This is a genomic window from Pectobacterium brasiliense (assembly GCF_016950255.1).
GTDB classification, from domain to species: Bacteria; Pseudomonadota; Gammaproteobacteria; order Enterobacterales; family Enterobacteriaceae; genus Pectobacterium; species Pectobacterium brasiliense.
On sequence record NZ_JACGFN010000001.1, the window covers coordinates 713,241 to 738,329 of the forward strand.

At 53.3% G+C, this 25,089-nt stretch carries 20 protein-coding genes; 4 read left to right on the forward strand and 16 right to left on the reverse strand.

Going from position 1 to position 25,089, the window contains the following annotated elements; translation table 11 throughout:
* Positions 1-32: 32 nt before the first annotated feature.
* The 10 genes from H4F65_RS03280 to H4F65_RS03325 all read right to left on the reverse strand — a co-directional run bounded on the left by H4F65_RS03280 (position 33) and on the right by H4F65_RS03325 (position 13,545).
* Positions 33-482 carry a hypothetical protein gene (locus H4F65_RS03280; protein WP_010285680.1) on the reverse strand — a complete coding sequence of 150 codons (450 nt, stop codon included), beginning with the start codon at positions 480-482 and terminating at the stop codon, positions 33-35.
* A gap of 73 nt (positions 483-555) precedes the next feature.
* Complete coding sequence (gene urtE / locus H4F65_RS03285; protein WP_010285678.1) at positions 556-1,254, reverse strand: urea ABC transporter ATP-binding subunit UrtE; 699 nt, start codon at positions 1,252-1,254, stop codon at positions 556-558.
* A 1-nt stretch (position 1,255) separates the two neighbouring features.
* A complete protein-coding gene (urtD, locus tag H4F65_RS03290) occupies positions 1,256-2,044 on the reverse strand; it encodes an urea ABC transporter ATP-binding protein UrtD (RefSeq protein ID WP_199559760.1) in 789 nt (262 codons plus the stop codon).
* Positions 2,045-2,120: 76 nt separating this feature from the next.
* Positions 2,121-3,197 (reverse strand): urea ABC transporter permease subunit UrtC, encoded by a 1,077-nt coding sequence (urtC, locus tag H4F65_RS03295; protein WP_039319674.1) that lies wholly within the window; start codon positions 3,195-3,197, stop codon positions 2,121-2,123.
* A gap of 11 nt (positions 3,198-3,208) precedes the next feature.
* The gene (gene urtB, locus H4F65_RS03300) at positions 3,209-4,798 is read right to left on the reverse strand and encodes an urea ABC transporter permease subunit UrtB (RefSeq protein ID WP_010285673.1); all 1,590 of its coding nucleotides are present in this window, start codon (positions 4,796-4,798) and stop codon (positions 3,209-3,211) included.
* A 56-nt stretch (positions 4,799-4,854) separates the two neighbouring features.
* Positions 4,855-6,123, reverse strand: a complete 1,269-nt coding sequence (gene urtA, locus H4F65_RS03305) for an urea ABC transporter substrate-binding protein (protein WP_010285671.1) — start codon at positions 6,121-6,123, stop codon at positions 4,855-4,857.
* The gene (locus tag H4F65_RS03310; protein ID WP_010285670.1) at positions 6,120-6,893 is read right to left on the reverse strand and encodes a GntR family transcriptional regulator; all 774 of its coding nucleotides are present in this window, start codon (positions 6,891-6,893) and stop codon (positions 6,120-6,122) included. Before H4F65_RS03310 ends, urtA begins: the two co-directional genes overlap by 4 nt.
* Before the next feature lie 53 nt (positions 6,894-6,946).
* Entirely contained in the window at positions 6,947-10,561 is a 3,615-nt protein-coding gene (gene uca / locus H4F65_RS03315; protein ID WP_010285669.1) for an urea carboxylase, read from the reverse strand.
* Positions 10,554-12,356 carry an allophanate hydrolase gene (gene atzF / locus H4F65_RS03320; RefSeq protein WP_039319512.1) on the reverse strand — a complete coding sequence of 601 codons (1,803 nt, stop codon included), beginning with the start codon at positions 12,354-12,356 and terminating at the stop codon, positions 10,554-10,556. The genes uca and atzF overlap by 8 nt, the downstream gene beginning before the upstream one ends.
* Positions 12,357-12,537: 181 nt before the next feature.
* Entirely contained in the window at positions 12,538-13,545 is a 1,008-nt protein-coding gene (locus H4F65_RS03325) for a Gfo/Idh/MocA family protein (protein WP_010285666.1), read from the reverse strand.
* Positions 13,546-13,690: 145 nt separating this feature from the next.
* Between H4F65_RS03325 and H4F65_RS03330 the strand changes: the two genes are divergently transcribed.
* Positions 13,691-13,867 carry a hypothetical protein gene (locus tag H4F65_RS03330; protein WP_010285665.1) on the forward strand — a complete coding sequence of 59 codons (177 nt, stop codon included), beginning with the start codon at positions 13,691-13,693 and terminating at the stop codon, positions 13,865-13,867.
* A 9-nt stretch (positions 13,868-13,876) separates the two neighbouring features.
* Here the strand turns inward: H4F65_RS03330 and H4F65_RS03335 are convergent, their stop codons facing one another.
* Complete coding sequence (locus tag H4F65_RS03335; protein ID WP_039319509.1) at positions 13,877-15,637, reverse strand: type III effector HrpK domain-containing protein; 1,761 nt, start codon at positions 15,635-15,637, stop codon at positions 13,877-13,879.
* A gap of 768 nt (positions 15,638-16,405) precedes the next feature.
* On the opposite strand from H4F65_RS03335, the gene H4F65_RS03340 reads away from it, so the two are divergent.
* The 3 genes from H4F65_RS03340 to H4F65_RS03350 all read left to right on the forward strand — a co-directional run bounded on the left by H4F65_RS03340 (position 16,406) and on the right by H4F65_RS03350 (position 20,060).
* A complete protein-coding gene (locus tag H4F65_RS03340; protein ID WP_039319506.1) occupies positions 16,406-17,224 on the forward strand; it encodes an oligogalacturonate-specific porin KdgM family protein in 819 nt (272 codons plus the stop codon).
* Between the two features lie 132 nt (positions 17,225-17,356).
* Positions 17,357-18,109 (forward strand): oligogalacturonate-specific porin KdgM family protein, encoded by a 753-nt coding sequence (locus H4F65_RS03345; RefSeq protein WP_010285659.1) that lies wholly within the window; start codon positions 17,357-17,359, stop codon positions 18,107-18,109.
* Between the two features lie 244 nt (positions 18,110-18,353).
* The gene (locus H4F65_RS03350; RefSeq protein WP_039319668.1) at positions 18,354-20,060 is read left to right on the forward strand and encodes a pectate lyase; all 1,707 of its coding nucleotides are present in this window, start codon (positions 18,354-18,356) and stop codon (positions 20,058-20,060) included.
* Between the two features lie 201 nt (positions 20,061-20,261).
* Here the strand turns inward: H4F65_RS03350 and H4F65_RS03355 are convergent, their stop codons facing one another.
* The 5 genes from H4F65_RS03355 to H4F65_RS22040 all read right to left on the reverse strand — a co-directional run bounded on the left by H4F65_RS03355 (position 20,262) and on the right by H4F65_RS22040 (position 25,021).
* A complete protein-coding gene (locus H4F65_RS03355; protein WP_010285654.1) occupies positions 20,262-21,383 on the reverse strand; it encodes an ABC transporter substrate-binding protein in 1,122 nt (373 codons plus the stop codon).
* 422 nt (positions 21,384-21,805) lie between these two features.
* Positions 21,806-22,189, reverse strand: coding sequence for a hypothetical protein (locus H4F65_RS03360; RefSeq protein WP_010285653.1), 384 nt, complete (start codon positions 22,187-22,189; stop codon positions 21,806-21,808).
* Between the two features lie 49 nt (positions 22,190-22,238).
* Complete coding sequence (locus tag H4F65_RS03365; protein WP_010285646.1) at positions 22,239-22,790, reverse strand: hypothetical protein; 552 nt, start codon at positions 22,788-22,790, stop codon at positions 22,239-22,241.
* 133 nt (positions 22,791-22,923) lie between these two features.
* A complete protein-coding gene (locus tag H4F65_RS03370; RefSeq protein ID WP_010285643.1) occupies positions 22,924-23,343 on the reverse strand; it encodes an Imm63 family immunity protein in 420 nt (139 codons plus the stop codon).
* A 1-nt stretch (position 23,344) separates the two neighbouring features.
* A complete protein-coding gene (locus H4F65_RS22040; RefSeq protein ID WP_057295753.1) occupies positions 23,345-25,021 on the reverse strand; it encodes a glycohydrolase toxin TNT-related protein in 1,677 nt (558 codons plus the stop codon).
* Between the last annotated feature and the right edge of the window lie 68 nt (positions 25,022-25,089).

A 25,089-nucleotide genomic window follows, 5' to 3' on the forward strand; every position in this document is an offset into this window, starting at 1 on the left:
CAAGTGAGCCTCATGAAATCGTGCGTAAATGATTATTTTGCTGACAATGGCTCAGCATATGGGCTGCTATAAACCTGAACCATCACGCTTTTATCCGTATCAAACGTCGCAACTGTCACAACGTCATGAGTACCCGCCGCTCGCCAACATTCAGCCTCAACATCGCAACGATCCTGCTTCTCATAACCCATCGACGCCAGATAAATATGAACCTTGCTGGTATCTTCAATGCCATAGAAGTTCACCGTCCATACTTTAGCTTCCGGACCGGTTACGTTCGAAAAATTGAAGTCATAGCGTGCGGTAATGCGCGGCATATTTTTCAGAATATCGGGGGTATAGAACGCATATTCCCTTTCATCCTGTTCGCTATAGTGCGCGCTACTGGCAAAATTCATGCTGATATACGGCCATATCGTACCGCTCACAGCCGCAACAACGATGATGCCGATAACAGCAAAAATCTTCAGCGGTTTACTCATCCTTAAGTTCCTTTTCCTTTTAACTCTTGCTCACTCGGCCTGAAACTTTTGTACTCACGGCATGAAGCTAAAGTCAAATCGCGACCAAACCCCGCACGCCGTCCTGCTCCATCGTGTCTCCCCGTCCGCGCTGTATGATTTCCCCGCGTGACATCACCAGATAGCTATCGGCCAGTTCGGCGGCGAAGTCGTAAAATTGCTCAACCAGCAGAATCGCCATATCGCCACGCTGTGCCAATTGGCGGATGACCCCGCCGATCTCTTTGATCACCGACGGCTGTATGCCTTCTGTCGGTTCATCCAGAATCAGCAACTGCGGTTTACAGGCCAGCGCACGTCCAATCGCCAGCTGTTGCTGTTGCCCACCGGACAAATCGCCGCCGCGTCGCTGCTTCATTTCATCCAGCACAGGGAAAAGCTGATAGATTTCATCCGGCACCTCCCGTGCCTGTTTGCCCGGAAAGCGTGACAGCCCCATCAGCAGGTTCTCTTCCACCGTCAGACGAGGAAAAATCTCCCGTCCCTGCGGCACGTAAGCAATGCCAGACTGCACGCGCTGATAGGGTTTACGCGAGTTAATTGTTTCACCCTGCCAGCGGATCGTGCCGGACTTCGCCGGAATCAACCCCATCAGGCATTTCAGCAGCGTGGTTTTCCCCACGCCGTTGCGCCCTAACAGACAGGTAATTTCGCCGGATTTTACCTCAAACGACAGGCCGCGCAGAATGTGGCTGCCGCCGTAATATTGATTCAGTTCAGCAATCTCTAACATGTTAGCGCCCCAGATAAACGTCAATCACCTGCTCATTCGCCTGCACTTCACACAGCGATCCCTCCGCCAGCACCTGCCCTTGATGCAGCACGGTCACACGGTCAGCGATGCTCTCGACAAAGCCCATATCGTGTTCCACCACCATCAGCGAGTGTTTGCCCGCCAGACTGCGAAATAGCTCGGCGGTATAGGCTGTTTCGGCGTCCGTCATCCCCGCCGCAGGTTCATCGAGTAGCAGTAGATGCGGCTCTTGTACCAGCAGCATACCGATTTCCAGAAACTGCTTTTGCCCGTGGGACAACAGCCCAGCAGGTCGCTGACGTTCATGACCGAGCCGCAGCAGCGCCAGCGTCTCATCAATCCGGTCACGCTGCTCGCTGTTCAGTCTGGCACGCAGGCTCGCCCACACCGATTTGTCGGTTTTCAGCGCGATATCGAGGTTTTCGAATACCGTCAGCGCTTCAAACACGGTCGGTTTTTGGAATTTCCGGCCAATTCCCGCACGGGCGATATCTACCGGTGACAGCGTCGTCAGATCGGTGTATTGATCGTAAAATGCCTTGCCGTTATCCGGTCGCGTTTTACCGGTGATGACATCCATCAACGTCGTTTTTCCCGCGCCGTTTGGACCGATGATGCAGCGCAGTTCCCCTACGCCAATCTGCAACGACAGATCGGTAAGCGCACGGAAGCCGTCAAAGCTCACGTTAATCTTGTCGAGTTGCAGCACCGGATCGGTCTGATGCCGATGGCGATCCGACGGGTGCGGCTGCGCGAATTTTGGTTCCATCAATACGGGCTGAGCCGCGACAGTTTGTGAAGGCGCGGTTTGTGAAGGCACAGGAACCGATGGCACAGATAAAGACTCAGTCATGTTTCTTCCTCGTCAGTAATCCAATCACACCACGCGGTAAAAACAGCGTGACGAGAATAAACATCAGCCCCAAAAAGAACAGCCAGTATTCGGGAAAAGCGACGGTAAACCAGCTTTTCGCCCCGTTGACGATGCCCGCGCCGAGCAGCGGCCCAATCAGCGTGCCGCGCCCACCCAACGCCACCCAAATGGCGGCTTCAATGGAGTTGGTCGGCGACATTTCGCCAGGATTGATAATACCGACCTGCGGCACATAGAGTGCGCCCGCCAGCCCACACAGCACGGCGGAAAGTGTCCAGACGAACAGCTTGAAGCCTTTCGGATCGTAGCCGCAGAACATCAGACGATTTTCCGCATCACGCACCGCTGTGAGTACACGGCCAAATTTACTGCGCGCCAGCGCAAATCCCACCAGCAGGCTGGCAATCAACAGCAGCACGGTAGCGACAAACAGCCCAATGCGCGTACCGGTGGCCGTAATAGGGAAACCGAGCAGCGTCGTAAAACCGGTAAATCCGTTATTGCCGCCAAAGCCGGTTTCGTTACGGAAGAACAGCAGCATCCCAGCGTAGGTCAGCGCCTGCGTCATGATTGAGAAATACACGCCTTTGATTTTAGAACGGAACGCGAACCAGCCGAACACAAACGCCAGCACGCCAGGCACCAGCACAATCAGGCACAGCGCCCAGACGAAATACTGGGTTCCCGCCCAGAACCACGGTAGTTCCGTCCACGACAGAAATGACATAAACGCAGGCATGCCCTCGCCAGCCGCCTGCCGCATCAGGTACATGCCCATCGCGTAGCCACCCAGCGCGAAAAACAGGCCGTGACCGAGCGACAGCAGACCGGCGTATCCCCACACCAGATCCAGCGCGATGGCGACAATCGCATAGCATAGAATTTTGCCGATCAGCGTCAGCGTATAGGTCGAAATCGCCAGCGGATTCTCTGTGGGCAATAGTGCGAGAAACGGCAGGATCAGCAAAGCCAGAAAAGTGATCGAGCCAAGGCCAAGCATGAGTCGCGGCGCGCGCTGCGTCAGAGTTATCGTCATGGGTTGCGTAATAGGTTGCGTCATCAGTCAATCACCCGTCCTTTGAATGCAAACAGCCCCTGTGGCCGTTTCTGAATAAACAGCACGATCAATATCAGAATGACGATTTTTCCCAGCACGGCACCCATCTGCGGTTCGAGCACTTTGTTGAGAATGCCGAGGCTGAACGCAGCAACCACCGTCCCTGCCAGTTGTCCAACCCCACCCAACACGACGACGAGGAAGGAATCGATGATGTAACCTTGCCCTAATTCCGGCCCGACGTTGCCCAGTTGCGACAGCGCTACGCCACCCAGCCCGGCGATGCCGGAACCCAGCCCAAAGGCCAGCATATCGACACGCCCGGTCGGCACGCCGCAGCAGTCCGCCATCGCCCGGTTTTGTGTCACCGCACGCACATTCATGCCAAGACGAGTTTTATTGAGGATTAACCAGGTAAGCAGCAGTACACCGAGGACGAACACAATCACCGCGATGCGGTTATACGGCAGCACCAGATTCGGCAACACACGCAGCCCACCAGACAGCCACGCGGGGTTTGCGACTTCCAAATTTTGCGTACCGAACAGCATCCGCACCAGTTGGATCAGCATCAGGCTGATACCCCAGGTCGCCAGCAGCGTTTCCAGCGGTCGGCCATAAAGATGACGAATCACCGTACGCTCCAGAACCATACCGATGCCAGCGGTGATAAAGAAGGCGACAGGCAACGCCAGCAGCGGATAATACGCCAGCCAGCTCGGCGCAAATTGCTGACACAGCGACTGTACCAGCCAGGTCGCGTACGCGCCCAGCATCAGCATTTCGCCGTGCGCCATGTTGATAACGCCCAGTAGCCCGTACGTGATCGCCAGTCCCAGCGCCGCCAGCAGCAAGATAGAGCCGAGCGATAGCCCGGTAAACGCCTGCCCCAACAGATCGCCCACGATCAAACTTTGCTTAATCTGATCCAGACTCTCCTGCGCCGCCGCCCGCACGCCGGTATCCGGTTCGTTCTGCGCCTGCGTTAGCGGCTGTAAGCGCGCCTGCATCTGCGGGTCACCGGTCTGCCCTAAGCGTTTGACCGCCTCAAGACGCACCAGCGAATTGGCATCGCTTAACTGCCGAGTCGCAATAGCGGTATTCAGCGCCTCATGTACCTGCGCATCTTTCTCTACCCCAAGACGCTGCACCAACAGCGGCAGTTGTTCCGCACTGCTGTCGCTCTGTAGCTGTCGTACGGCATTCAGGCGCGTTGCGGCATCATCGCTGACGAGTTGATGCGAAGCCAGCGCGGTGGCAACCAGCCCACGCAGACGGTTATTCATAAACAGTTTTTTGGTCGTGCCCATCGGTTCCGCGCGCCCTTCCAGCGGAGTTAACGTGCCCTGCACGTCCATAAACGGCTGCTGGTTCCGATCAAGCACGACCGACTCGTCGCTCAGCGCCTGTAACAGCGGCAAGCGTGCGGGTTCCGGCGCAGCGGCCCATTGTTGCAACAGTTCAGCCTGCTGTGTGCGGCTGGCGGCGGCGAAATCGGCCGCAGGTCCGGCCTGCGCGAACAGGGGAAACATCAGACACAGCGACAGCACAAACGTAGATAATCGATGACTCATCATCGCAATGTCCGCCATATAAGAGAGGGAATATCCCCGTCCGACATACTGGACGGGGCGTATAGGACCGATACTTACTGCGCGGCTTTAATTGGGTGATCGGGCTTCTTATCATTGCCGGCGATGTACGGGCTCCACGGCTGGGCACGAACCGGCTGATCGGTTTGCCAGACCACGTTGAACTGACCATTTTCCTCAATCTCACCAATCATCACCGGCTTGTGCAGGTGGTGGTTGGTCTTGTCCATCGTCAGCGTAAAGCCATCCGGTGCGGCAAAGGTCTGTCCCGCCATCGCGGCGCGGACTTTATCTACGTCCGTGGTGCCCGCTTTCTCTACCGCCTGCGCCCACATATGAATGCCGACATACGTGGCTTCCATCGGATCGTTAGTCACCACCGTACCCGCGTTCGGCAGGTTTTTCGCTTTGGCATAGGCTTTGTAGGCTTCCACGAAGTCGGCATTGGTTGGGTTATCGACCGACTCGAAATAGTTCCACGCGGCTAAATGGCCGACCAGCGGTTTAGTATCGATTCCACGCAGTTCTTCTTCACCGACAGAGAACGCGACAACCAGCACATCGGTAGATTTGATTCCCTGATTCGCCAGCTCTTTATAGAACGGCACGTTGGAATCGCCGTTGATGGTGGAAACTACCGCCGTCTTACCCCCCGTCGAGAACTTCTTGATGTTAGAAACGATGGTCTGATAATCGCTGTGGCCAAACGGCGTATACACTTCCTCAATATCCTTGTCCTGCACGCCTTTGGAATGCAGGAACGCGCGCAGGATCTTGTTGGTGGTACGCGGATACACATAGTCCGTACCCAGCAGGAAGAAACGCTTCGCCGCCCCGCCGTCTTCACTCATCAGGTATTCCACGGCCGGGATAGCCTGCTGATTCGGTGCCGCGCCGGTGTAGAACACGTTCGGCGACATCTCTTCGCCTTCATACTGTACCGGGTAGAACAGCAGCCCGTTCAATTCCTCAAATACTGGCAGGACCGACTTGCGCGACACCGATGTCCAACAGCCGAACACCACCGCCGCTTTATCCTGCGTCAGCAGTTGGCGCGCCTTTTCAGCGAACAGCGGCCAGTTTGACGCTGGATCGACCACCACCGGCTCCAGCTTTTTACCCAACACGCCGCCTTTAGCATTGATTTCATCAATGGTCATCAGCGCCACATCCTTCAGCGGCGTTTCCGAAATCGCCATCGTTCCAGACAGCGAATGCATAATGCCGACTTTGATGGTGTCCGCCGCCTGAACACTCCAGGTCAACCCCATACCAACCACTGTCGCAGAAAGCGCAAAAACTTTTAGCAATGAACGTCTTTTCATTTATTAGCCCTTAAGTCGTGTTGAGTGAGAATGGAATCGTGTGAGGCGTCAGGTGAAACAGATGCGGTTGAAACCGATTGAGGCCGCGCCTGCTGTAGCATGTGTAAGGTGATCTTTCTGACTTCGGCCTTACTGACGGCGATGTGGTCGGTCAGAATGCGCTGCGCCTCCTCGGTGTGCTGTTGCAGTATCGCCAGCAGAATGCGGGCATGTTCTTTATAGGTCGCGTCGATACGATCCTCGCGGGTGAAATCGAGACGGCGAATAATACGGATTTTCTCCGTCAGTTCGCCGTGAACCCGCGCCATTTCGCTGTTGCCCGCCGCTGTCACCAGCCCACGGTGAAACCCTTCGTCGTAGCGGGAGACGATCTTACCGTCGTCCAGACGCGGAGCCTCAATCCAGAAGCGTTTCAGGTCCGCCAATAGCTCGGTGCAGCGCCCCGGCGGCATCCCGCACAGCCGCCGAATGGCTTCGCGCTCCAGCACGATGCGAAAGTCATACAGTTCTTCAAAATAGGCGAAATCAAACGGACGAACCTGCCAGCCGCTGCGGAAATAGACTTCGACATAGCCTTCCCGTTCCAGCCAGAACAGTGCCTGGCGCACCGGCGTGCGGCTGACCGACATCCGTTCGGCAATTTCATTTTCACTAAAGCGGTCACCGGGCATCAGACGAAAGTCGAAAATGTCGTTTTTCAGCGTTTGATACACCCGCTCCGCCAGCGCTTCCGGGCGATCTTTACTGCTCTTTTGTGTGCCTGTTCGCATCGTGTTCTCCGTCTCGCCGTTTATTCAGGTTCGTGCCTTATTCCAGCCGTTGCCTACTCCAACCACAGCAAGGCATCGCCGGGGCTGACCGGTCGTCCCGGCTGGCAACCAATGCGTTTCACCCGACCGGACTGCGGCGCGCTAATCGTCAGTTCCATCTTCATCGCTTCGACGATAATCAACGGCTGTCCGGCTTCGATGACATCCCCCACGTTCACCAACACCTTCCAGATGTTGCCGTTCATATCTGCGCTGACCTGAAACGCGCTCTCGTCGTTCTCCACGGGCGCGGCCGAAACCACGTCCTGAGGCGTGCTGTCATCCTCCTGCTGCCACAGCGCCACTTCCGTTTCAAACGCCGTGGCCTGACGTTGGCGGAACGCGGCAATATCGTCGGCCTGCGCCGTCAGGAAGCGTGAGTGCTCGGCAAAATCAAACTCGGTTTCTTCGATGCGGATTGCCGCACGTCCTTCGCGGAAGTCATCACGCAGCGACGTCAGTTCGGCTTCGCTGACCGGATAAAACCGCACCTGATCGAAGAAACGCAGCAGCCACGGTTCACCCGCAATGAATTGATCGTTTTTGAGGAATTTGTTCCAGATAGGCAGCGTGCGCCCCACCAGTTGATAGCCGCCCGGCGAATCCATGCCATAGATGCACATGTACATCCCGCCGATACCGACGGTGCCTTCGGCGGTGAAAGTACGCGCCGGATTGTATTTGGAACTCAGCAGACGGTGGCGCGGATCGACTGGCACCGCACAGGGGGCGCCAAGATAAACGTCACCCAGCCCCAGAATCAGGTAGCTGGCATCGAAAATGATGTCGCGCACGTCATTACGGCTCGGCAAACCGTTAATGCGCTGAATGAAATCGACGTTATTCGGCAGCCAGGGTGCGCTGGCGCGTACGGTTTCACGGTAGCGTTCCACCGCGCCGAGCGTGGCACTGTCTTCAAACGCCATCGGCAAATAGACGATGCGCGACGGCACTTTCATCTGGCTCACGTCGCCAAGCTGACTTTCCAGATGCAGCAACACGTCCAGCAGCTCACGCTGGCGGAGAACCCGGCTGTCGTAGCGCACCTGTAGCGACCGCACGCCGGGCGACAGTTCTTCGATCCCCGCCGTTTCTGAGGTACGGATCGCTACCATTAGCAGGTGAATACGCAGCCGTAGTGCCAGATCCAGCACATTCTCGCCGTATTCAATCAGAATGTAGTTATCCCCCGCCTGACGATACACGGCAGTGGGTGTCGTCGCGGTGGCGGGTACCGCAGCCAACACCGTGGCGGAACCGTACTCCGTTGTCGCCAACGAGGGCACATCAAACGTGGGAGAATGCGCCGTACCCAGCGTGGACACGCAGGCAGACTGCGCCTGTTCCAGCGCCAGCGCTTCGTCCGCGCTAATGGGATGGAAACGGATACTGTCGCCCGGCTTAACCTGACCGACTTTCCACAGTTCCGCTTTGGCGATGGTGACCGGACAGACAAATCCGCCCAGACTCGGCCCGTCCCGCGTGAGGATCACCGGGAAATCGCCGGTAAAATTCACGGCGCCAATGGCGTATTCACAGTCGTGAACGTTGGAAGGATGCAGGCCAGCCTCGCCGCCGTTAGCCCGCGTCCAGGTGGGTTTCGGCCCGACCAGACGCACGCCCAGCCGGTTTGAGTTGTAGTGCACCTGCCATTCCGCTGCGAAGAATTCATCAATCGCCGCATGGGTAAAGAAATCCGGTGCGCCGTGTGGACCATAGAGCACGCCAATGCGCCACTCATCGCCGTACTGCGGAATCAGTGCGGCGTCCACGGCCTGCGGCGCGCTCACTGGCGCGGGCGTGGTGCAGGCGGGCAAGTCAGGTTGAGAAATCGCCAGCATATCCGCCACGCGCAGCGTTCGTCCGGCGTGACCGCCAAACTCCCCGAGCGCGAACGTCGAGCGGCTGCCGAGATACTGCGGCACATCAATGCCGTTACGCACCGCCAGATAGGTGCGACAGCCGGACTGCGCGCGCCCCAGCGTCAGCGTTTGCCCGGCCGTTACCGTCACCGGTTGCCAATACGGCACCGTTTCACCATCCAGCGTCGCCGGACAGTCTGCTCCCGTCAGCGCAATCACCGCCTCGCGGTGAAAACGCAGCGTCGGGCCTTGCAGCGTAAACTCCAGCCCTGCCGCGGCTTCATCGTTACCGACAATACGGTTCGCCAGCCGGAACGCGAAGTCGTCCATCGGGCCAGACGGCGGCACGCCGATATCCCAATAGCCAAGGCGTCCGGGATAGTCCTGCACGCTACTCCAGGTACCGGGTTGAATCACTTCAATCACAGACGCAGACGGCGTAAAGCCGTCGAGCATTCTCGTCCATACCGTCCCATTGCGGAATGCGTCGGTAGCGACAATCTGGCGCAGGTAATCCAGATTGGTGGCAATACCGTGCAAACGCGTGGCATTCAGCGCCTGCTGCATCTTCTCCAGCGCCAGCTCACGGGTTTCCGCGTGAACGATCAGCTTGGCGATCATCGGATCGTAATACGACGATACTTCGGTGCCGGTGCTAACCCAGCCGTCAACCCGCACGCCATCAGGAAACGCTACTTCGGTCAGCACGCCGGGGCTAGGCTGGAAGTTTTTCAGCGGATCTTCCGCGTAAATACGCACCTCAATCGCGGCGCCACGCGGTGCCTGCGTCAGTGACGTCCAGTCCAGCGCTTCATCCGCCGCGACGCGCAGCATGCATTCGACCAGATCCAGCCCGGTGACACACTCCGTTACCGGATGCTCCACCTGTAAACGGGTATTCACTTCGAGGAAAAAGAACGCATCGCGTTCGGCGTCGTAGATAAATTCCACCGTTCCCGCACTACGATAGTTAACCAGCTCGCCGAGCTTCACCGCCGAGGCCAGCAGCGCCGCGCGCGTGGCATCCGGCAAATGCGGTGCGGGGGTTTCTTCCACAACTTTCTGATTACGGCGTTGCAGTGAACAATCGCGCTCGCCCAGCGCGACCACGCGGCCTTTGCCATCGCCAAAAATCTGTACTTCGACGTGACGCGCCCGATCGATACAGCGTTCGAGAAAAACGCCTGCATCGCTGAAAAATTGCTCGCCCAACCGGCGCACGCTTTCCCACGCAGCCTGTAGCGCTTCTGCATTCGCGCAGCGCGTCAGGCCAATGCCTCCGCCCCCCGCGGTACTTTTCAGCATCACCGGATAGCCGATATCTTCGGCAGCGACCAGCGCGTCCTCCAGCGAGGCCAGCAGCGGCGTTCCCGGCGTCATCGGCACACCGGCAGCGGCGGCCAATTCACGGGCGCGGTGTTTCAGGCCAAACTCGCCAATTTGCTGCGCGGTTGGCCCGACAAACGCGATGCCGGCCTTTTCACACGCAGCGGCAAACGGCAGGCTCTCTGACAGAAAACCGTAGCCCGGCCAGACAGCCTCAGCCCCTGTCTGCTGTGCGGCAGCCAGTACCTTATCAATACACAGATAGCTGTCGCTGGCCTTCTCGCCGCCAATCGGTACGGCGATGTCTGCGTCTTTCACATGCTGCGCGTTTTTATCCGCATCGGAATAGATCGCCACGCTGGTTATTCCCAGGCGTTTCAGCGTGCGTATGGCGCGACAGGCAATTTCACCCCGGTTAGCAATCAATACCGTCTTAAACATGGGACGCCTCCTGACGGGCAAACCAGTGACGCCAGCCGCCGAATTCGGTGATATCCACGGCATCGCTCAGCGCAGCCGGTTCGCAGATAAAGCCTTTAACCTGTCGCCCGTCGATTAACGTCAGCGTACCAATGCCTAAAGGCGCGGGAATTTCTGCGACAAACTCACCAAAGCGTGCCAGCGGGATGTCCCACAGCTCGACGATAATCGCCGCGCCGTCGGTGCTTTTCGCTAAACCGGGCTTGGCCGGTTGCGTGTTCGCCAGCGCATAAAGGCGATAGTTCTCCGCTGTGCGCGTCTCTTCTACCCGCACGGCATCGCGGCTGGTCAGTTGGTGATTTAGCGGCATGCCCGTCAGGTGTGCGCCAACAACGGCGAGGCGAACGTGCAATGCCGAAGGCGGCAAGGTGGCTGGTCCCGCAGACAGCGATTTTCCCGTTGCCCCCAGCGTGAGTGCCTGCTGTGCCTGCCAGCGCAGACCAAAACTCGCCAATGCACGGTCGTGCCAGGCAGGCGCAATCAGCGTGATTCCCGCAGGCAAACCATCCGTGCGGAAAGGTGCCGGCAGAGCCAGTGCCGAGAGATCGGCCAGATTGGTAAAGTTGGTGTAGGCGCCCAACTGGGAGTTGTAGCGCACCGGTTCTTGTTTCATCGCTTCGCGCGTGTGGATGGTCGGTGAGGTCGGTACGACTAATGCATCGAACGACGCCAGCGTCTGCTGAATCTGACGCGCCAGTTCAGCACGCAGGTACTCGGCTTTAAAGGCCTCTACCGCACTGAAACGTTCACCGCTCGCCACAATGCCGTGCACTACCGGATCCATGTTTTCTGGCTGTTGCAGCATGTCGCCCACCGCGACCGTGCGTTCCGCTACCCAAGGGCCTTGATAAAGTTGATCGGCTAGCTGCGTGAAGATACTGAAATCGATGGGATGCAGCGTCGCGCCCGCCTCTTCCAATTCAACCAGCGCGTGCTGCCATGCCGCCTGCGCGACAGCATCAGAAAAGAAAGTGGGATCGCTGGGAATAGCAAAGCGCGGATTCACTGGCAGCGCCGCAGGCGTACTGGCGGGATGACTGCGCGAATAGGCATCCGCCGCATCGTACCCGCTAGCCAGCTCGGCGACGGTAAATGCATCTTCGACGGTCAGCGCAAACACGGAAATCGTATCATTCAGGCGACAGGCCGGTACGACACCGCTTGCCGATAGCCACCCTTTCGTCGGTTTCAGGCCAACAATATTGTTAAACCCGGCAGGAACGCGCCCCGACCCAGCGGTATCGGTGCCTAATGAAAACGCAACCAGCCCGCGCGCCAGTACCGAAGCCGATCCTGAACTGGAACCGCCGCTGATGTATTCCGCATTAAAGGTATTTGGCACCTCACCGAACGGTGAGCGCGTGCCGACCAGACCGGTCGCAAACTGGTCGAGGTTGGTTTTACCAATGACAATTGCCCCTGCCGCTTTCAGTTTGGCAACGGCAGTCGCGTCCTTATCAGCCAGATAGGTAAATGCCGGACAAGCCGCACTTGTTGGAAAGCCCGCAACATCAATATTGTCTTTGACGGCAAAAGGAACGCCGAACAGCGGCAGCGCGTCTGGATTTTCACAGTACCGAGGCAACAGCGCCGCGATCTGTGCGTGAAGCAATTCAGGGGTCGCGAGCGCGATCCACGCAGGATCGTCCGTCGATAAGCTGGCGAGCAGTTCACCTAGCGTTTCACCAACGCTATCAGCCTGCTGTTGGTAATGCTGTTTCCATTCCTGAAGCGTGAGCCCTGTCATTCTTGGCATGATGTGAATCCCATCTGGTATACAAGATTGAATTCACTAAAGCGAAAACCATGCCAGTTTTCACAACATTGATTTATATGGAATTAAATGAGTTCATTTGATTATCATGCACAGAAAAGGAACAACCGTGCGCCATCGCGGAGCACGGTTGCTGTGGTTAATGCGCAGGGAAAGCGTTCGCTTAAACGATCTTCTTCGCGGCCTGCTGCGCCAGAATCGACAGTTCCGTCGCTTTGAAGATATGCGCTTGCGACATCGCACTTTCGGTGCGTTCACGACAGTCACGAAGGAAATCCGCGAAAAAGATGCGTTCGACGCTGCCTGCGGGGGTAAAGCGCTGTTCGCCCTCGCCATTCACCAGATAAACGACGTTGCCTTCGCCACGCGTTAGATCGACATATTTCCTGATTTCGATATAGCCTTCCGTCCCCAGTATCGTCAGGCGACCGTCGCCCCAGACGCTTAGCCCATCCGGCGTAAACCAGTCACAGCGGAAATAGCCGGTTGCCCCATTGTCGCCCAGCAGCATGGCATCGCCAAAATCCTCAAACTCTGGCTGGTGCGGGTGGTGATAATTCGCCGTCTGGCTAGTCACCACTCGCGCGTTGGTATTGCCGGTAAAATAGAGAAACTGTTCGATCTGGTGGATGCCGATATCGCAGAGGATCCCGCCGTAGCGCCGCTTTTGATAAAACCAGTCGGGCCGCGCGCCACGTTCACGATGGGGACCCACGCCAATCGTCTGAATCACCCGACCGATCTCGCCCCGTTGCACCAGTTCACCGGCAAACAGCGCGCTATCCACATTGATGCGCTCATTAAAGTACACGGCAAATTTACGGCCGGTTTCGGCAACCCGACGCTGGACGGCATCCAACTGCTCCAGCGTGGTTAGCGGCGGTTTGGCGGTGAAGAAATCTTTACCGGCATCCAGCGTGAGCAGCGCCAGTTCGGCTCGGTCACAGGGAACAACCGCACAGGCAATAAGATCGATAGACGCATCGGCAATCAGCTGTTCCGCAGAGTCAGCAAAAGGAACGGAGGGGAACAGTGAGATGAATTTTTCCCGATTATTTGGATCGAACTCGAACACGCCGACCAGTTCCGCGCCCGCATCAACCAGTTGCCGACACATGTCATAAATGTGGTTATGCGCTAATCCAATCGCCGCAAATCGAATCTTTTTCATCTTCACCTCTGCCGATATCGTCATGCCGAGCCACTACAATAAGGCGGAAACCGAGCGGGCTAAAGACAAAAGCCGGGTAACGCGTTAGAATTTTCCCTGTTTTTTTAACATATCCACATTTTCCGCAACGCAACTAAAGATAACCATGAAAAGAAAACGTATTCTGATCCCTCTCATTATTCTGATCCTGTTTGTGCTCTATCTGAATCGCGATGCGCTGAATCCTTTTGCGCCTGACTGTAAAAACCTTCCGGCGAATCAACCCAAGCCCGAAGAGTGTAAAAAACCAGTGAAAGAAGTCGCCCCAGGCTTTGAAATTTAAGCAGGCGTATTAGCGCGGCTTGGGAATATTGAACTGTTCCAATGCGGGATTCACCGTTTTGGCAAAATCTTCCCGTCGGTTCTGGAGCTTGCTTTTGGCATTGAAGAAATTCACCAGCTCCGCAATCCCCATACCGATGCTTAGCGCCCCACTTACCGCCCAACCCACCGGACCTGCGGCCGCGCCAACGGCAGAGGCAGCCGCCGCACCGGCGGCCTCACCCGCAATGGCACCCACCACTTTTCCGGCAATCGCTGCGCCCGCTTTACCCGCCAGCCCAATGGCCGTTTTGCTCCCCGCTGCCTTGGTTAAGTCCTCTGCATGTAGCGACGATTTGGCAAAATTCATTACGCTGCGTCCGGCCTCTTTCACCGCTTGCGCATCGCTTTTTTCTCCGGCTCCCGAATGTGTCGCAGCCGAGAGCGAGGCATCCAGCCCAACAGACCGCGGTGTGGTCGGTGACGCCGTAGAGAAACGTTGGTTCATCGCCGCCTGCGCCAGCGACGGATCGGACAGCAAAATGGTGTTTATCTCGCGCGGTACCGTCTGCTCAAAATGTTGAATCACATCCCCGTCTTTCTGTAACGCTTCAATATGTTGATTCAGCACCTTTTCCGTTTCTTCGGTATTCCGATACTCACGCCCCGCGACCACCTGTTCCAGCGTCTGTTGCAGTTTGACCAGCGCCGCCGACTTTTGCGCCCCGCTGTACTGCTGCGGTTGAGTAAAAACCGCTTCATTAAGCTTGCTGATATCGGTTTTCGCTGCCAGCCCCAATGCTGCCGCGTTATGTAGCGTATCCGCCGCGTCCTGACTGTTCGTCGGTGCCTGCTCGCGAATCCAACTTTTCATATCTTTCATCATCAGTTTGCCATCATGCGGGACTCGTGCCAGCTTCTCCCCTTTGACATCCGCATGTTCCAGAATCCCAAATAATCCAGGATGCGACCAGATCCTCGCTGCCGCTTTTAGCTGGGGCGCTAGCGTCGGGTTATCGGTGACGATCGCATTCAGATCGATCAGGGTACTGGTGCGATCGTTCTTTTGCGGCGGAGAATGCGTATAGGATTTTTTGGCATCGGCAGCATTAAGCAGCGGCTCGTTAGCCAGCAAAATTGCGGATGATTGCACTAACCGCAACGACTGTGCATCGGCTGCTGGATTTTTCTCTCTATAGATCTTCACGGCGTGGCTGGCATCGCTGGCACGTCGCTCCATATTTTTAATAAAGGATTTGGTATCGCGATTCGAGATATGTCCGTCTGCTCTACCACCGTCTTTTGCCGTATCCATCGCCGTATAGATCGCAGGATTGTCACGCAGATAGACAAGCGCTTTTTCCGCGTTCGTCCCGCCATCCTGTAGCATTTTCGCCGCCGCCAACGGGCGATTCAGCGCCTTTGCCGCCTTCTCGCGTTCATTTTCCGGTAGATCGCTTAATAGCGGCGACCACTTTTCCAATGCTCTGGCATTACTGTGCTCCGAGCTATCGATCGCCTGAAGATCGACGATCGGTTTCGGCTCCGCAATCAGCGAACTGTCTGCAATCTGCATGGTTGGCAGCGCGCGCGTGGGTGCCATCGTTCTTGAATCAGAGGGAACCCGTGATATGTTCGACGATGCGGCACCAAAATCGATTGAACGTGAACCCGACCGCATAACTGGCGATGCTGCCAGCTGTCCACCCGGACTGCTAGCCTCTGTATTATGTTGCGCAGGCAAAGGCGCGGTGCTTCCCCAACGGTTTCCGCCCTCAATACGATTGATCATTCACGTCCCCATTCTGCTGTCGTCAGGATTAACAAGCGAATCTCCCGCGTCATGCAAACACAAAAAGGCCTGCAAACGTGCCGATCGCAGCATGACGGAGATAACTAAGCGTTGAGTGGCGTAAAACTACGATAAGTTCCTGACGATATTCAGGGGCGTTTGATGGCTATTAGTCGCTTATTCATTTTTATGGAAATCGATTTCCACAGAATATTCTCGGAATGATGGCGGGGAAATAAGGCAGGTCACAGATTAAGTGTTGTTCAATTACATATCACTATCATCATTAACATTCAAGAGATACCTCCCATTCTCTGGCAACCATTTCCTCCGTTACGTCTATTCCTAACGCTTACAATAATCAGACCAAATGATTACAAAAAATTTCAAAGAGTAACCAAATGTGTGATCCATATAAATGAAACAACGTTTCCTTTTCACCATAATGCCACTCATCCTAATTATCAAGTCTGCTGATAATTAGATTAACCGGTAACCGGTGGGAATTATCAACATTCACTCATCAGCCTAAGCCATTTCGCTGATTGAAATACGCATAAGCTACGTCGCATATAAGGAGTCATCAATGCATTGATAGCAACCTGATTTACCAGGGAGAAAGCCCTGTCTGACATTATAAATGGCGTCATCATCATTTCTGGTGATTCTATTTTTACGCCCAAAAAATGACATCAACTGTCTGGTTTTAAAGATAGAGACTGCGCTCGACAATAATATTATTTATTCATCAAAAAAGAGAAAGACAGAATGAAAATATACACACGTAACCTACTCATCGTTTGTGCCGGATTCATGCCGTTCCTCGTCCAGGCAGAAACCGACGGTAAAACCACCTTCCAATATGAACACAACTGGAAGACGGAAGACCGCCGCCACTCAGACTCTATCAAGCTGATTCATAAGAAAACTAACGGTTGGTCGTACGAAGTCAAATTCAGTACATCGGCAGGTGGAAACAGTAACTACGACGTTGCCTATGACGATATGCAGGGCGGCTCTGGCGGCATGGTGATCGGCAAAGACTTCAAGTTAAGCAAGGCCGCAACCTTAACGCCTACCTTTGAATTCTCCATCGGCAATTCAACCATGATGTATCAGCCGGGGTTGAAATATGGCTACCGAATTAACAGCGACTGGTCCACTTATGGCCGCTACCGCTATGAATATAAAAAGCCCTCTCGCAGTTCGCGTTATTCGACCATTTCCGCATCTGACAAATATGGTTACGCAGGGGAATCTTATTTGTCAAAATCCGACACCGGACGTCATCGTCTCGATGCAGGGGTAACGTATTCCGGTTTGGATAAAATTAATCTGACTTACGTCTTTAACTACTACATCGGTGATAACACCACGAAATCGTATAAATACAGCAAGGGTGAATTCACGGAAAGAGAATACGCAGTTTATGATAATGGGAAAACGGATTATGAACATCAGTTCAAAGTTCAATATAAGTTAAACAAACAGCTAACTCCTTACATTGAGTATGATGATATTAGCCAATCCAGCACATCCTCAAGCCGTCAGGGGAAAATTAAAGTTGGTTTCAACTACGTTTTCTAACAAACACAGAATTTTATAAAGGAAATACGCCGTATTTCGTGCCGTGTTGATGAAGAAAATGAATTCATGAATGAATTTTGTCTATCAGCGCACAATTTTCATAATTAACGATCAATATTAATGGTGCCCATAATGAAAAAACGCTACCTTGTGGCCGGTATTCTCTTTGCCCAAATTTATGCTATTTCCGCGTCTGCCTCTGATACCAAACTTAGCTATGAACATAGCTGGGGAACAATGAATCGCTATCACGGTGATGAAATCGGTATGCGGCATTTTATGGATAATGGCCTGTACGTTGGTGTTGAGCTGAATTTTTATAATAAGAATAAAGATCTGACCATCGATGATGTCGTCTCGAATTCTTATGCTTTTTATACCGGCTATGCCTACAACTTAACGCCTGAGTTAACCCTGACGCCGAATCTGGAAGCGCGCTTCTATTCCGGCGGCACCAGCGGCGAAGGTGCCGTGGGTGATATCGGCGCGAGCCAGAGTTCCGGCGCGCGCTATACGCCAGGTTTGAAACTGACCTGGTCGGTGACTGACAAGACGGATCTTCATGCGCAATATCGCTATGACCTCAGAAAAATCACCCGCAGCAAACGTACCAGCACGGATGATGACACTCACCGTCACCGCTATGAAGCGGGCGTGGCCTACAAAGGTTTCGACAATTTCACGCTGGCGTACACCGCTTATTACTATCACGCGGATTACGTGCTGCAAAACAACAAAAAACATGACTACCAGCAGGATTTCGACGTGTCTTACACCATCAACGACAACTGGACCGCACACGTTGGCGTTGAAGATGTCGCCAGCGGACGCGATGTGAAATCGCGTGAAGGGAAAGGAAAAGTCGGCTTCACCTATACGTTCTAACCACGGCTTACCTTTCTAACAACAGCTTACTGCTCTGCCATCTTTCTCGGGGGTCCTGTTCATCAAGCGGGATCCCTTTATTACAAGCCATGCACTAAATAATTCGAGTTGCAAGAAGGCGGCAAGTGAAGGAATCCCGATGAGCTTACTCAGGTAAGTGATTCGGGTGAGTGAACGTAGCCAACGCACATGCAGCTTGAAGTATGACGAGCATATGGATGAATCATCGTTACAGGTAGATAAAATGAAAAGATTTGCGCTGTCGCTCCTTGCGGGTCTGGTTGCTTTACAGGCCAGCGCCGCTACGCCTGACCGTCTCACCATCGTCAATCAGTATGTTGATAACGTGCTGACCAAAGCTGGCGACCACTATCACGGTCAGTCGCCAACGCCATTACTTGCGGATGGTGTCGATCCGCGTACGGGCAAACAGATGGAGTGGATTTTCCCTGATGGTCGTCAGGCCGTGCTCTCCAACTTCTCCGCACAACAGAACCTAATGCGCGTACTGGTCGGGCTCAGCAACCTGAGCGGCAACCCTAGCTATAAGCAGCGTGCCGAAGCGATAGTGAAGTATCACTTTCAGCACTATCAAGATGAGAGCGGCCTGCTGATTTGGGGCGGCCACCGTTTTGTGGATCTAAAAACGCTACAGCCGGAAGGCCCGAGCGAAAAAGAGATGGTGCATGAGCTGAAAAATGCCTATCCCTACTACGATTTGATGTTCAGCGTCGATAAAGATGCAACCGCACGCTTTATTCGCGGTTTCTGGAATGCACACGTTTATGACTGGAAGATCATGGAAACCAGTCGCCACGGTAAATACGGACAAAAAATGGGTGCGCTCTGGCAAAGCCCGTTTGAGCAACAGCCGCCCTTCTTCGCCACCAAAGGCCTCAGCTTCCTGAATGCGGGTAACGATCTGATCTATTCCGCCTCGCTGCTGTACAAATACAATAAAGAAGACGGCGCGCTGGTCTGGGCAAAACGTCTGGCACAGCAGTATGTGCTGCCGCGGGATAAAGCGACTGGACTCGGCGTGTATCAGTTTACGCAGGCGCTGAAGCGCGATGAAACCACCGACGATACCGATACGCATTCCAAATATGGCGATCGCGCCCAGCGTCAGTTTGGCCCAGAGTTCGGCCCTACCGCGCTGGAAGGCAATATGATGCTGAAAGGACGCACCAGCACGATCTATTCCGAAAATGCGATCATGCAGCTCCAATTGGGTAAAGATTTAGGTTCGGAAGGCAAGGAACTTCTGACGTGGACAACCGATGGCCTGAAAGCCTTTGCCAAGTATGCCTACAACGAGTCCGATAATACGTTCCGCCCGATGCTCGCTAACGGCAAAGATCTCTCCAATTACGTTCTGCCGCGTGATGGCTACTACGGCAAAAAAGGCACTGTGATCAAGCCTTATCCTGCGGATAATTCATTCCTGCTTTCGTATTCTCGTGCCTATACCGTTTCACCGGACGCCGAACTGTGGCGTGTCGCACGCGGCATCGCTCGCGCACAGGGACTGGGTGAGTTAGGTTCAGCGCCGGGTAAAGACGTCAAAGTGGATCTCGCTACCAAGAACAACGATCCTTACGCCCTGTTCGCGCTGCTGGATCTGTATCAGGCGAGTAAAGTGAAAGACTATCTGTCGCTGGCGGAAAAAGTGGGCGATAACATTATCAGTACGCGTTATCAAAACGGCTTCTTTATGGCCGATCCCAACAGACAATATGCCGATGTCGATACCATCGAACCTTACGCTTTGTTAGCGCTGGAAGCGGCGGTACGCAATCAGCCACAATCCGTTGCACCGTTCCTGAATGGTGCGGGCTTCACCGAAGGCGGCTACCGTATGGAAGATGGTTCAACTCGCGTGTCCACTCGCGATAACGAGATCTTCCTGTTGAACGTTGGCGAAACCTTGAAACCCAACAACAAGAAGTAAGCGTTAATCCTCAACATGCCAATGGTGGTTCGCTGCCATTGGCAATCCCCTCTTGTTATCCTGCTCAATTATTCACCGAACAAGACCGCCATTATCAGGTGTGATTCTTAATCATATGCTGCTTAACATGTGGAGTTTACAGAACACAATGCCGGCCACGGTGAACGTGACCAGCATGAAGTAATGCAATAATTTCAAGCGTTAGTTAACCAGAGGGACTTCCGGGTGCACGCCGATCCATCCCGGAGTCGGTTCGCCTTTCGCTTCCCCCACATACAAACTCAGCTGTGAGCGAAAACGTTCGACCGCACCGCGATCGTACATGAAATCAGCAAATGCCTGAGGGCGAGTGTTACGGTATTCCCAGATATGTTTGTAGCCCACTGGCGGCTCAACATCGGTACGTACCGACCACATACGTGAGACCTGAGTTTGCGTTTGCGGATCCAGCACCCAGCTTAGGTACAGCTTGGCGCTTTCCGGGTGTTTAGCCTGTTTGAAGATAGCGGCACGTTGCGCCCAGGAAACAAAAGGATCGGACTTCGGCAGAACAAAGCGTGTCACCGCATCGGCTGCCGGAACGAGCGCACCGGAACTGGTAAACGTCGCACTATATTTTCCTGTCGCGATCTCAGCACCGGGTACGTTAGTTCCGCGCACATAGACAGGATCCTGCTCCTGCAATTTTTTAACAAAATCCCAGCCGTATTTATCCACGGCCAGTTTGTACCAGAACAGTACTGCATCGTCGTCGTTCGGATAGGCCAGAATCAAATTACCTCTCAGATTGGGACGAAGGTAATCATTAACTTCACGCGGCCAGGATTTTTCATCGAGAAGCTGGGTGTTGACCAAATTACTGAATGCGATGACATAGGCACCAGTCCAGGCACCATCTGCATCACGAAATTCCGGGTAGATTTTGTCCCAGCCACGCGCTTTGTAGTTCAGCAGCACGCCTTCTTTTTTCCAGCGCGGGAAATTCTGCACCGTTTGCAGTTGCACCACATCAGGAATCAGGGTGCCGGTCGCCAGTTGGTTATCGATACGGGCATCATGGTATTTGCTGTAATCGACAATCACATTCAGCTTCATGCCAGGAAAACGCGTCTCAAATGCCCGCTTGAAGCCAGCCTGCTGTGACTGCACATCGCCACCGGCATACACGGTGACCGTACCGCCTTCTCTCAACGCACTCTGATAGATTTGATCCAGCGAACGCGTCTCAATTTCGACGCCCGCCTGACTTTGCCCGACGCTGAGACCGGCCATCATGGCTAGCATCAGCACTGTTTTCTTCAGGTACTTCCCAGTGTATTGCATTGTGATTTCCTTCACTTAATGAATAAAACCCGCACCGACAAACGACAGATAGCAGCCGTTAAAACGGCAACGGTCTAACCAGCGGATCGCGAGTCAGCGACGCGCAGGATTGGAGCGACGTTAGAGGATCGTCAAACGTAAATAAGAATATAAAGCGTATAATCCTTCATTGATATATCTCCCATCCGAGGATCATCTCCCCGTTTCCATTAGGATAATTCGCATCGAGTTTACAGGATTAAATAAAAACACATACCAAGAAAAAGCGAACAATATAGTTAAAAATATTGAATGGCTAAAATTAGGTCACGCTTTCATGTGGGATAAATGCAGTATCGAGAAAAGATAGGATGGGGTTATTTATCTTATGAAATCATTCCAATTTTAATGATATTACTTAATACCATACCAAAATGAGAATATTAGGATTGCAATTTATTTTTAACAGAGGGAAAAACATCACCGGAGAATACATTTTCTGGCATAACGTCAAGATAATCCGGGAGCAGACCATATTCATCCAGAAACACCCGATGCTGCGCAATAATTGCAAACGCTTGCTGCAACGGCACTTTTATTTTTTCTGCACCGGCAATCCACTGCTGGTTATACCGTAAAAACTCCGCCACTTTTTCCAGTTCCGCTAACGACCATTGATCGATGGGATCGTAAGCCAGTTCAAGCTCGGCGATATAGGTTCGAAGTTCAGATAAATAATGCTGAAACAGATCAAAATCAGCCACGGTGGCACAGGCAGCTCGATTAAAAAAAGCGTTAAATGCCTGCTGAACCAATCCCCTATTCATATAATGCACATCCCTAACCTGTCTGATTTTCGCCATATTCTATATCAACTTATTGCGCGTACGGCACCGAATACACTGCAAATATTCTGCATGGGCCAGGTTCACAGCCGTAAAAAACGCCACTTTCCAGATGCCTTTTCGCCTCATCAAAAGACGCCAGCAGGCAATGCTCATTAACATCCAGCTCTTGCGCCATATGGTTGCAGGATAAATAGGAACACTCTGGTGATTGCTCAAGGTGGAAAGAGACAATATCAAAACCCTGCAACACTTTTTGCTGTGGTATCTTCACATCGGTATCAAAAGATGCTTCCGGCTCGAACAGGCTCCATTCTACTGTATCTTCATCATACTGATACTCGTATGCCTCGTAATAAAACATCGTAGTATCGGCCAGATCAATTCCTTGTTCTTTTGCCAGAGAATAAATTACCTCCGGCGAATCAAACAGCCAGTAGCCGTTATGACGCCAAAACGGAATATATTCACAAAAGGCATCAGAGACACAGCAGCTCACCGAGTAAATGTCTTTTACCTGATCGGCGTTAAGCCAGTCAGGTTTTAGTGCGACTCTTTTAGCTAAGTATCCGATGGGGATCATCTGTTGTTCTCCTTCGTGTTTCTGGTGAGCGTTATTGTAACCGTTGAGCAGGGTAAACTGGTGATTGAGACTGAGCTGGAATTTTGACCGGTAAATGTAAAAACCCCAGCCTGTTTTAGGGGCCGGGATTTTGTTACTTTAACTTAAGAGTATCTGTATACGGATTTTTAGCGAGGATATCATCAATTTCATTCTGAGCCTTCAATCTCCACTCATCACTAATAATCCCCATAAGAGAAAGTGCTTTACTAAATGCAATTCGCCTTCCATCCCTGTTCTCAACACGATTTTCCAGTTCATATTGAAAAGCAACCTTATAAACAAAATCAGACATAATCCAATAAAACAACTCATCTTTTGAACTCGTTGTTTTTCTAAAAAACTCCACACCTCTCTCTGAGTATATATAATTGTACAACCCACTATCATAGGAAATGTGTGGTCTACCATCACCAGGTGATGATGAGAAAATGTGTAAATCACTTTCAGGAATCCCCACACGCTTACCTAGATCATTAACTTTTTTTTGTATCTCAGAAAAAGAAAGCAGCATATTACTTTATCTCCCGTAGATATCCATTTTTCACCAACCAGTTAACATTCACTCGTTCTTGCATATTGGGTAATATTTGGATACCGCCACCTGGTTGACCAAAAGCAGAGGCTATTTCTCCTTGTATAGCAGGCAAGGGTTTTATTACCTCATACTCATAATAGCTTTCAGCTTTAGAGCCCGGAGCAAGGGCTCGTTGTTCGTAAGGAGTCCCTTTCGGTGCAAGGAAAGAACCGTCAGGATCTCCATATCTATCCAAACGAGTGCCTACTGGTATTGTAGTTTTGGCAGGATCGCCTTCAAATCCCAAATTCTTAGGCCAATCCCACCCCCCATTAGCATTCTTGAATTGGTCATAGTAAGAATACCCGCCAGCCTCAACATCGGTAACTGCACTTAAACTATTAGGGTTACCAGATGGTGTTTTAAGGTTTGGTGATTCAACTTTGCCCACCACTTTCGCTGCGATTTTTTCTGTTAGTGCTGTACCCGCCTTCGCAACACCAACTCCACCAGCAACAGCACCAATCAGATCAGACACAAGTTTACCAGCTTCAACACCGGCATTGTACGCACCACTTGCGCCAGCCTTCTGATACTCAGACTCCATCAGATTGATACGGTCAATGTAGCTTTGCTTAACCGCATCCGACATCGTACTAAAAATGTCATCGCTCGTTATCAATTGCTTGATTGCATCATAAGCCGCAGCAGGATCACTGATGGATTTCGATAAGCTCTCGACTGAGTCGTAAATCCCTTGAGGAACACCAACCAGCATACCTGTACCATAGGCAGCATCTTGCCCCAGACTGATGGCATCCCATTTTGCACCCACTTGCAATTGGCAGGACATATTGCCTTTACAGGCATCAAACTCTTTATCTCGTTCTGAGCGCTGCTGATTGCTCAGATAATTATTCTCCACCGCATTACGCCCGGACTGTGCGCCGCTGGCGGCGGAAGCAGTGCTGTTGCTCGCCAGGCCGGATACCAGCCCGGAGGCCAGCGTGGAAAGCGCACTGACTGACTGTTTTTCCTCTTCCGTCAGGTCGTTTGCCGTCTTGCCGGGGTATTGATCGGCCATGATAACGTGGGCGATCAGTTCGCCACTGGAGGCACCAATCGCCCCCGCTGCCGCATCCTGACCAGACAGCTGCGCGACTACTGCACCCACCACGGCGTGCGCCATCGCGTTTGCTGCGATATCCGACGCCGTGATTTTGCTTTCGTCCTTCGGTAGCGTGACGTCTTTCACCAGTTGCGTCAGATACGGCGATGCGCCGCTGGCAATCGCTTTCTGGATATCTCCGCCCGCCAGTGCCTGAATTGCCGCCGTGGCCGCCTGTGCCGCACGCTGGAAATCACTGCCTGTACCGTATTTCTGCATCTCGGCCTTGTAGGTCGGCGATTCCGTCAGCGCCTTTTTATAGGTCTCCCATTCCTGCGCCGAATCACCGTCCTGCGGACGTTTGACTTTGGAATCTCCCTTGGCCTCTGCGGCTTTCTGCGCTTTCAGCTCGCCTTCCGTGCGTACGACATCCATCACCTGCGCGCCGATTTCACCAATCAGCTGTGCCTGTTTCAGGCGTTTTTGCTCTTTCTCTTTGTTAAAGATCGGGCTGAGCGCGTTGTTCGCATGCTCAACGTCACGACTCAGCGTGACGATATCCTGCACCTGCTTCGCCTTATTCCGCAGCAATAAGGTACAACTCACCCAGGAACTGGCTGGAAGCGGTAGGATTA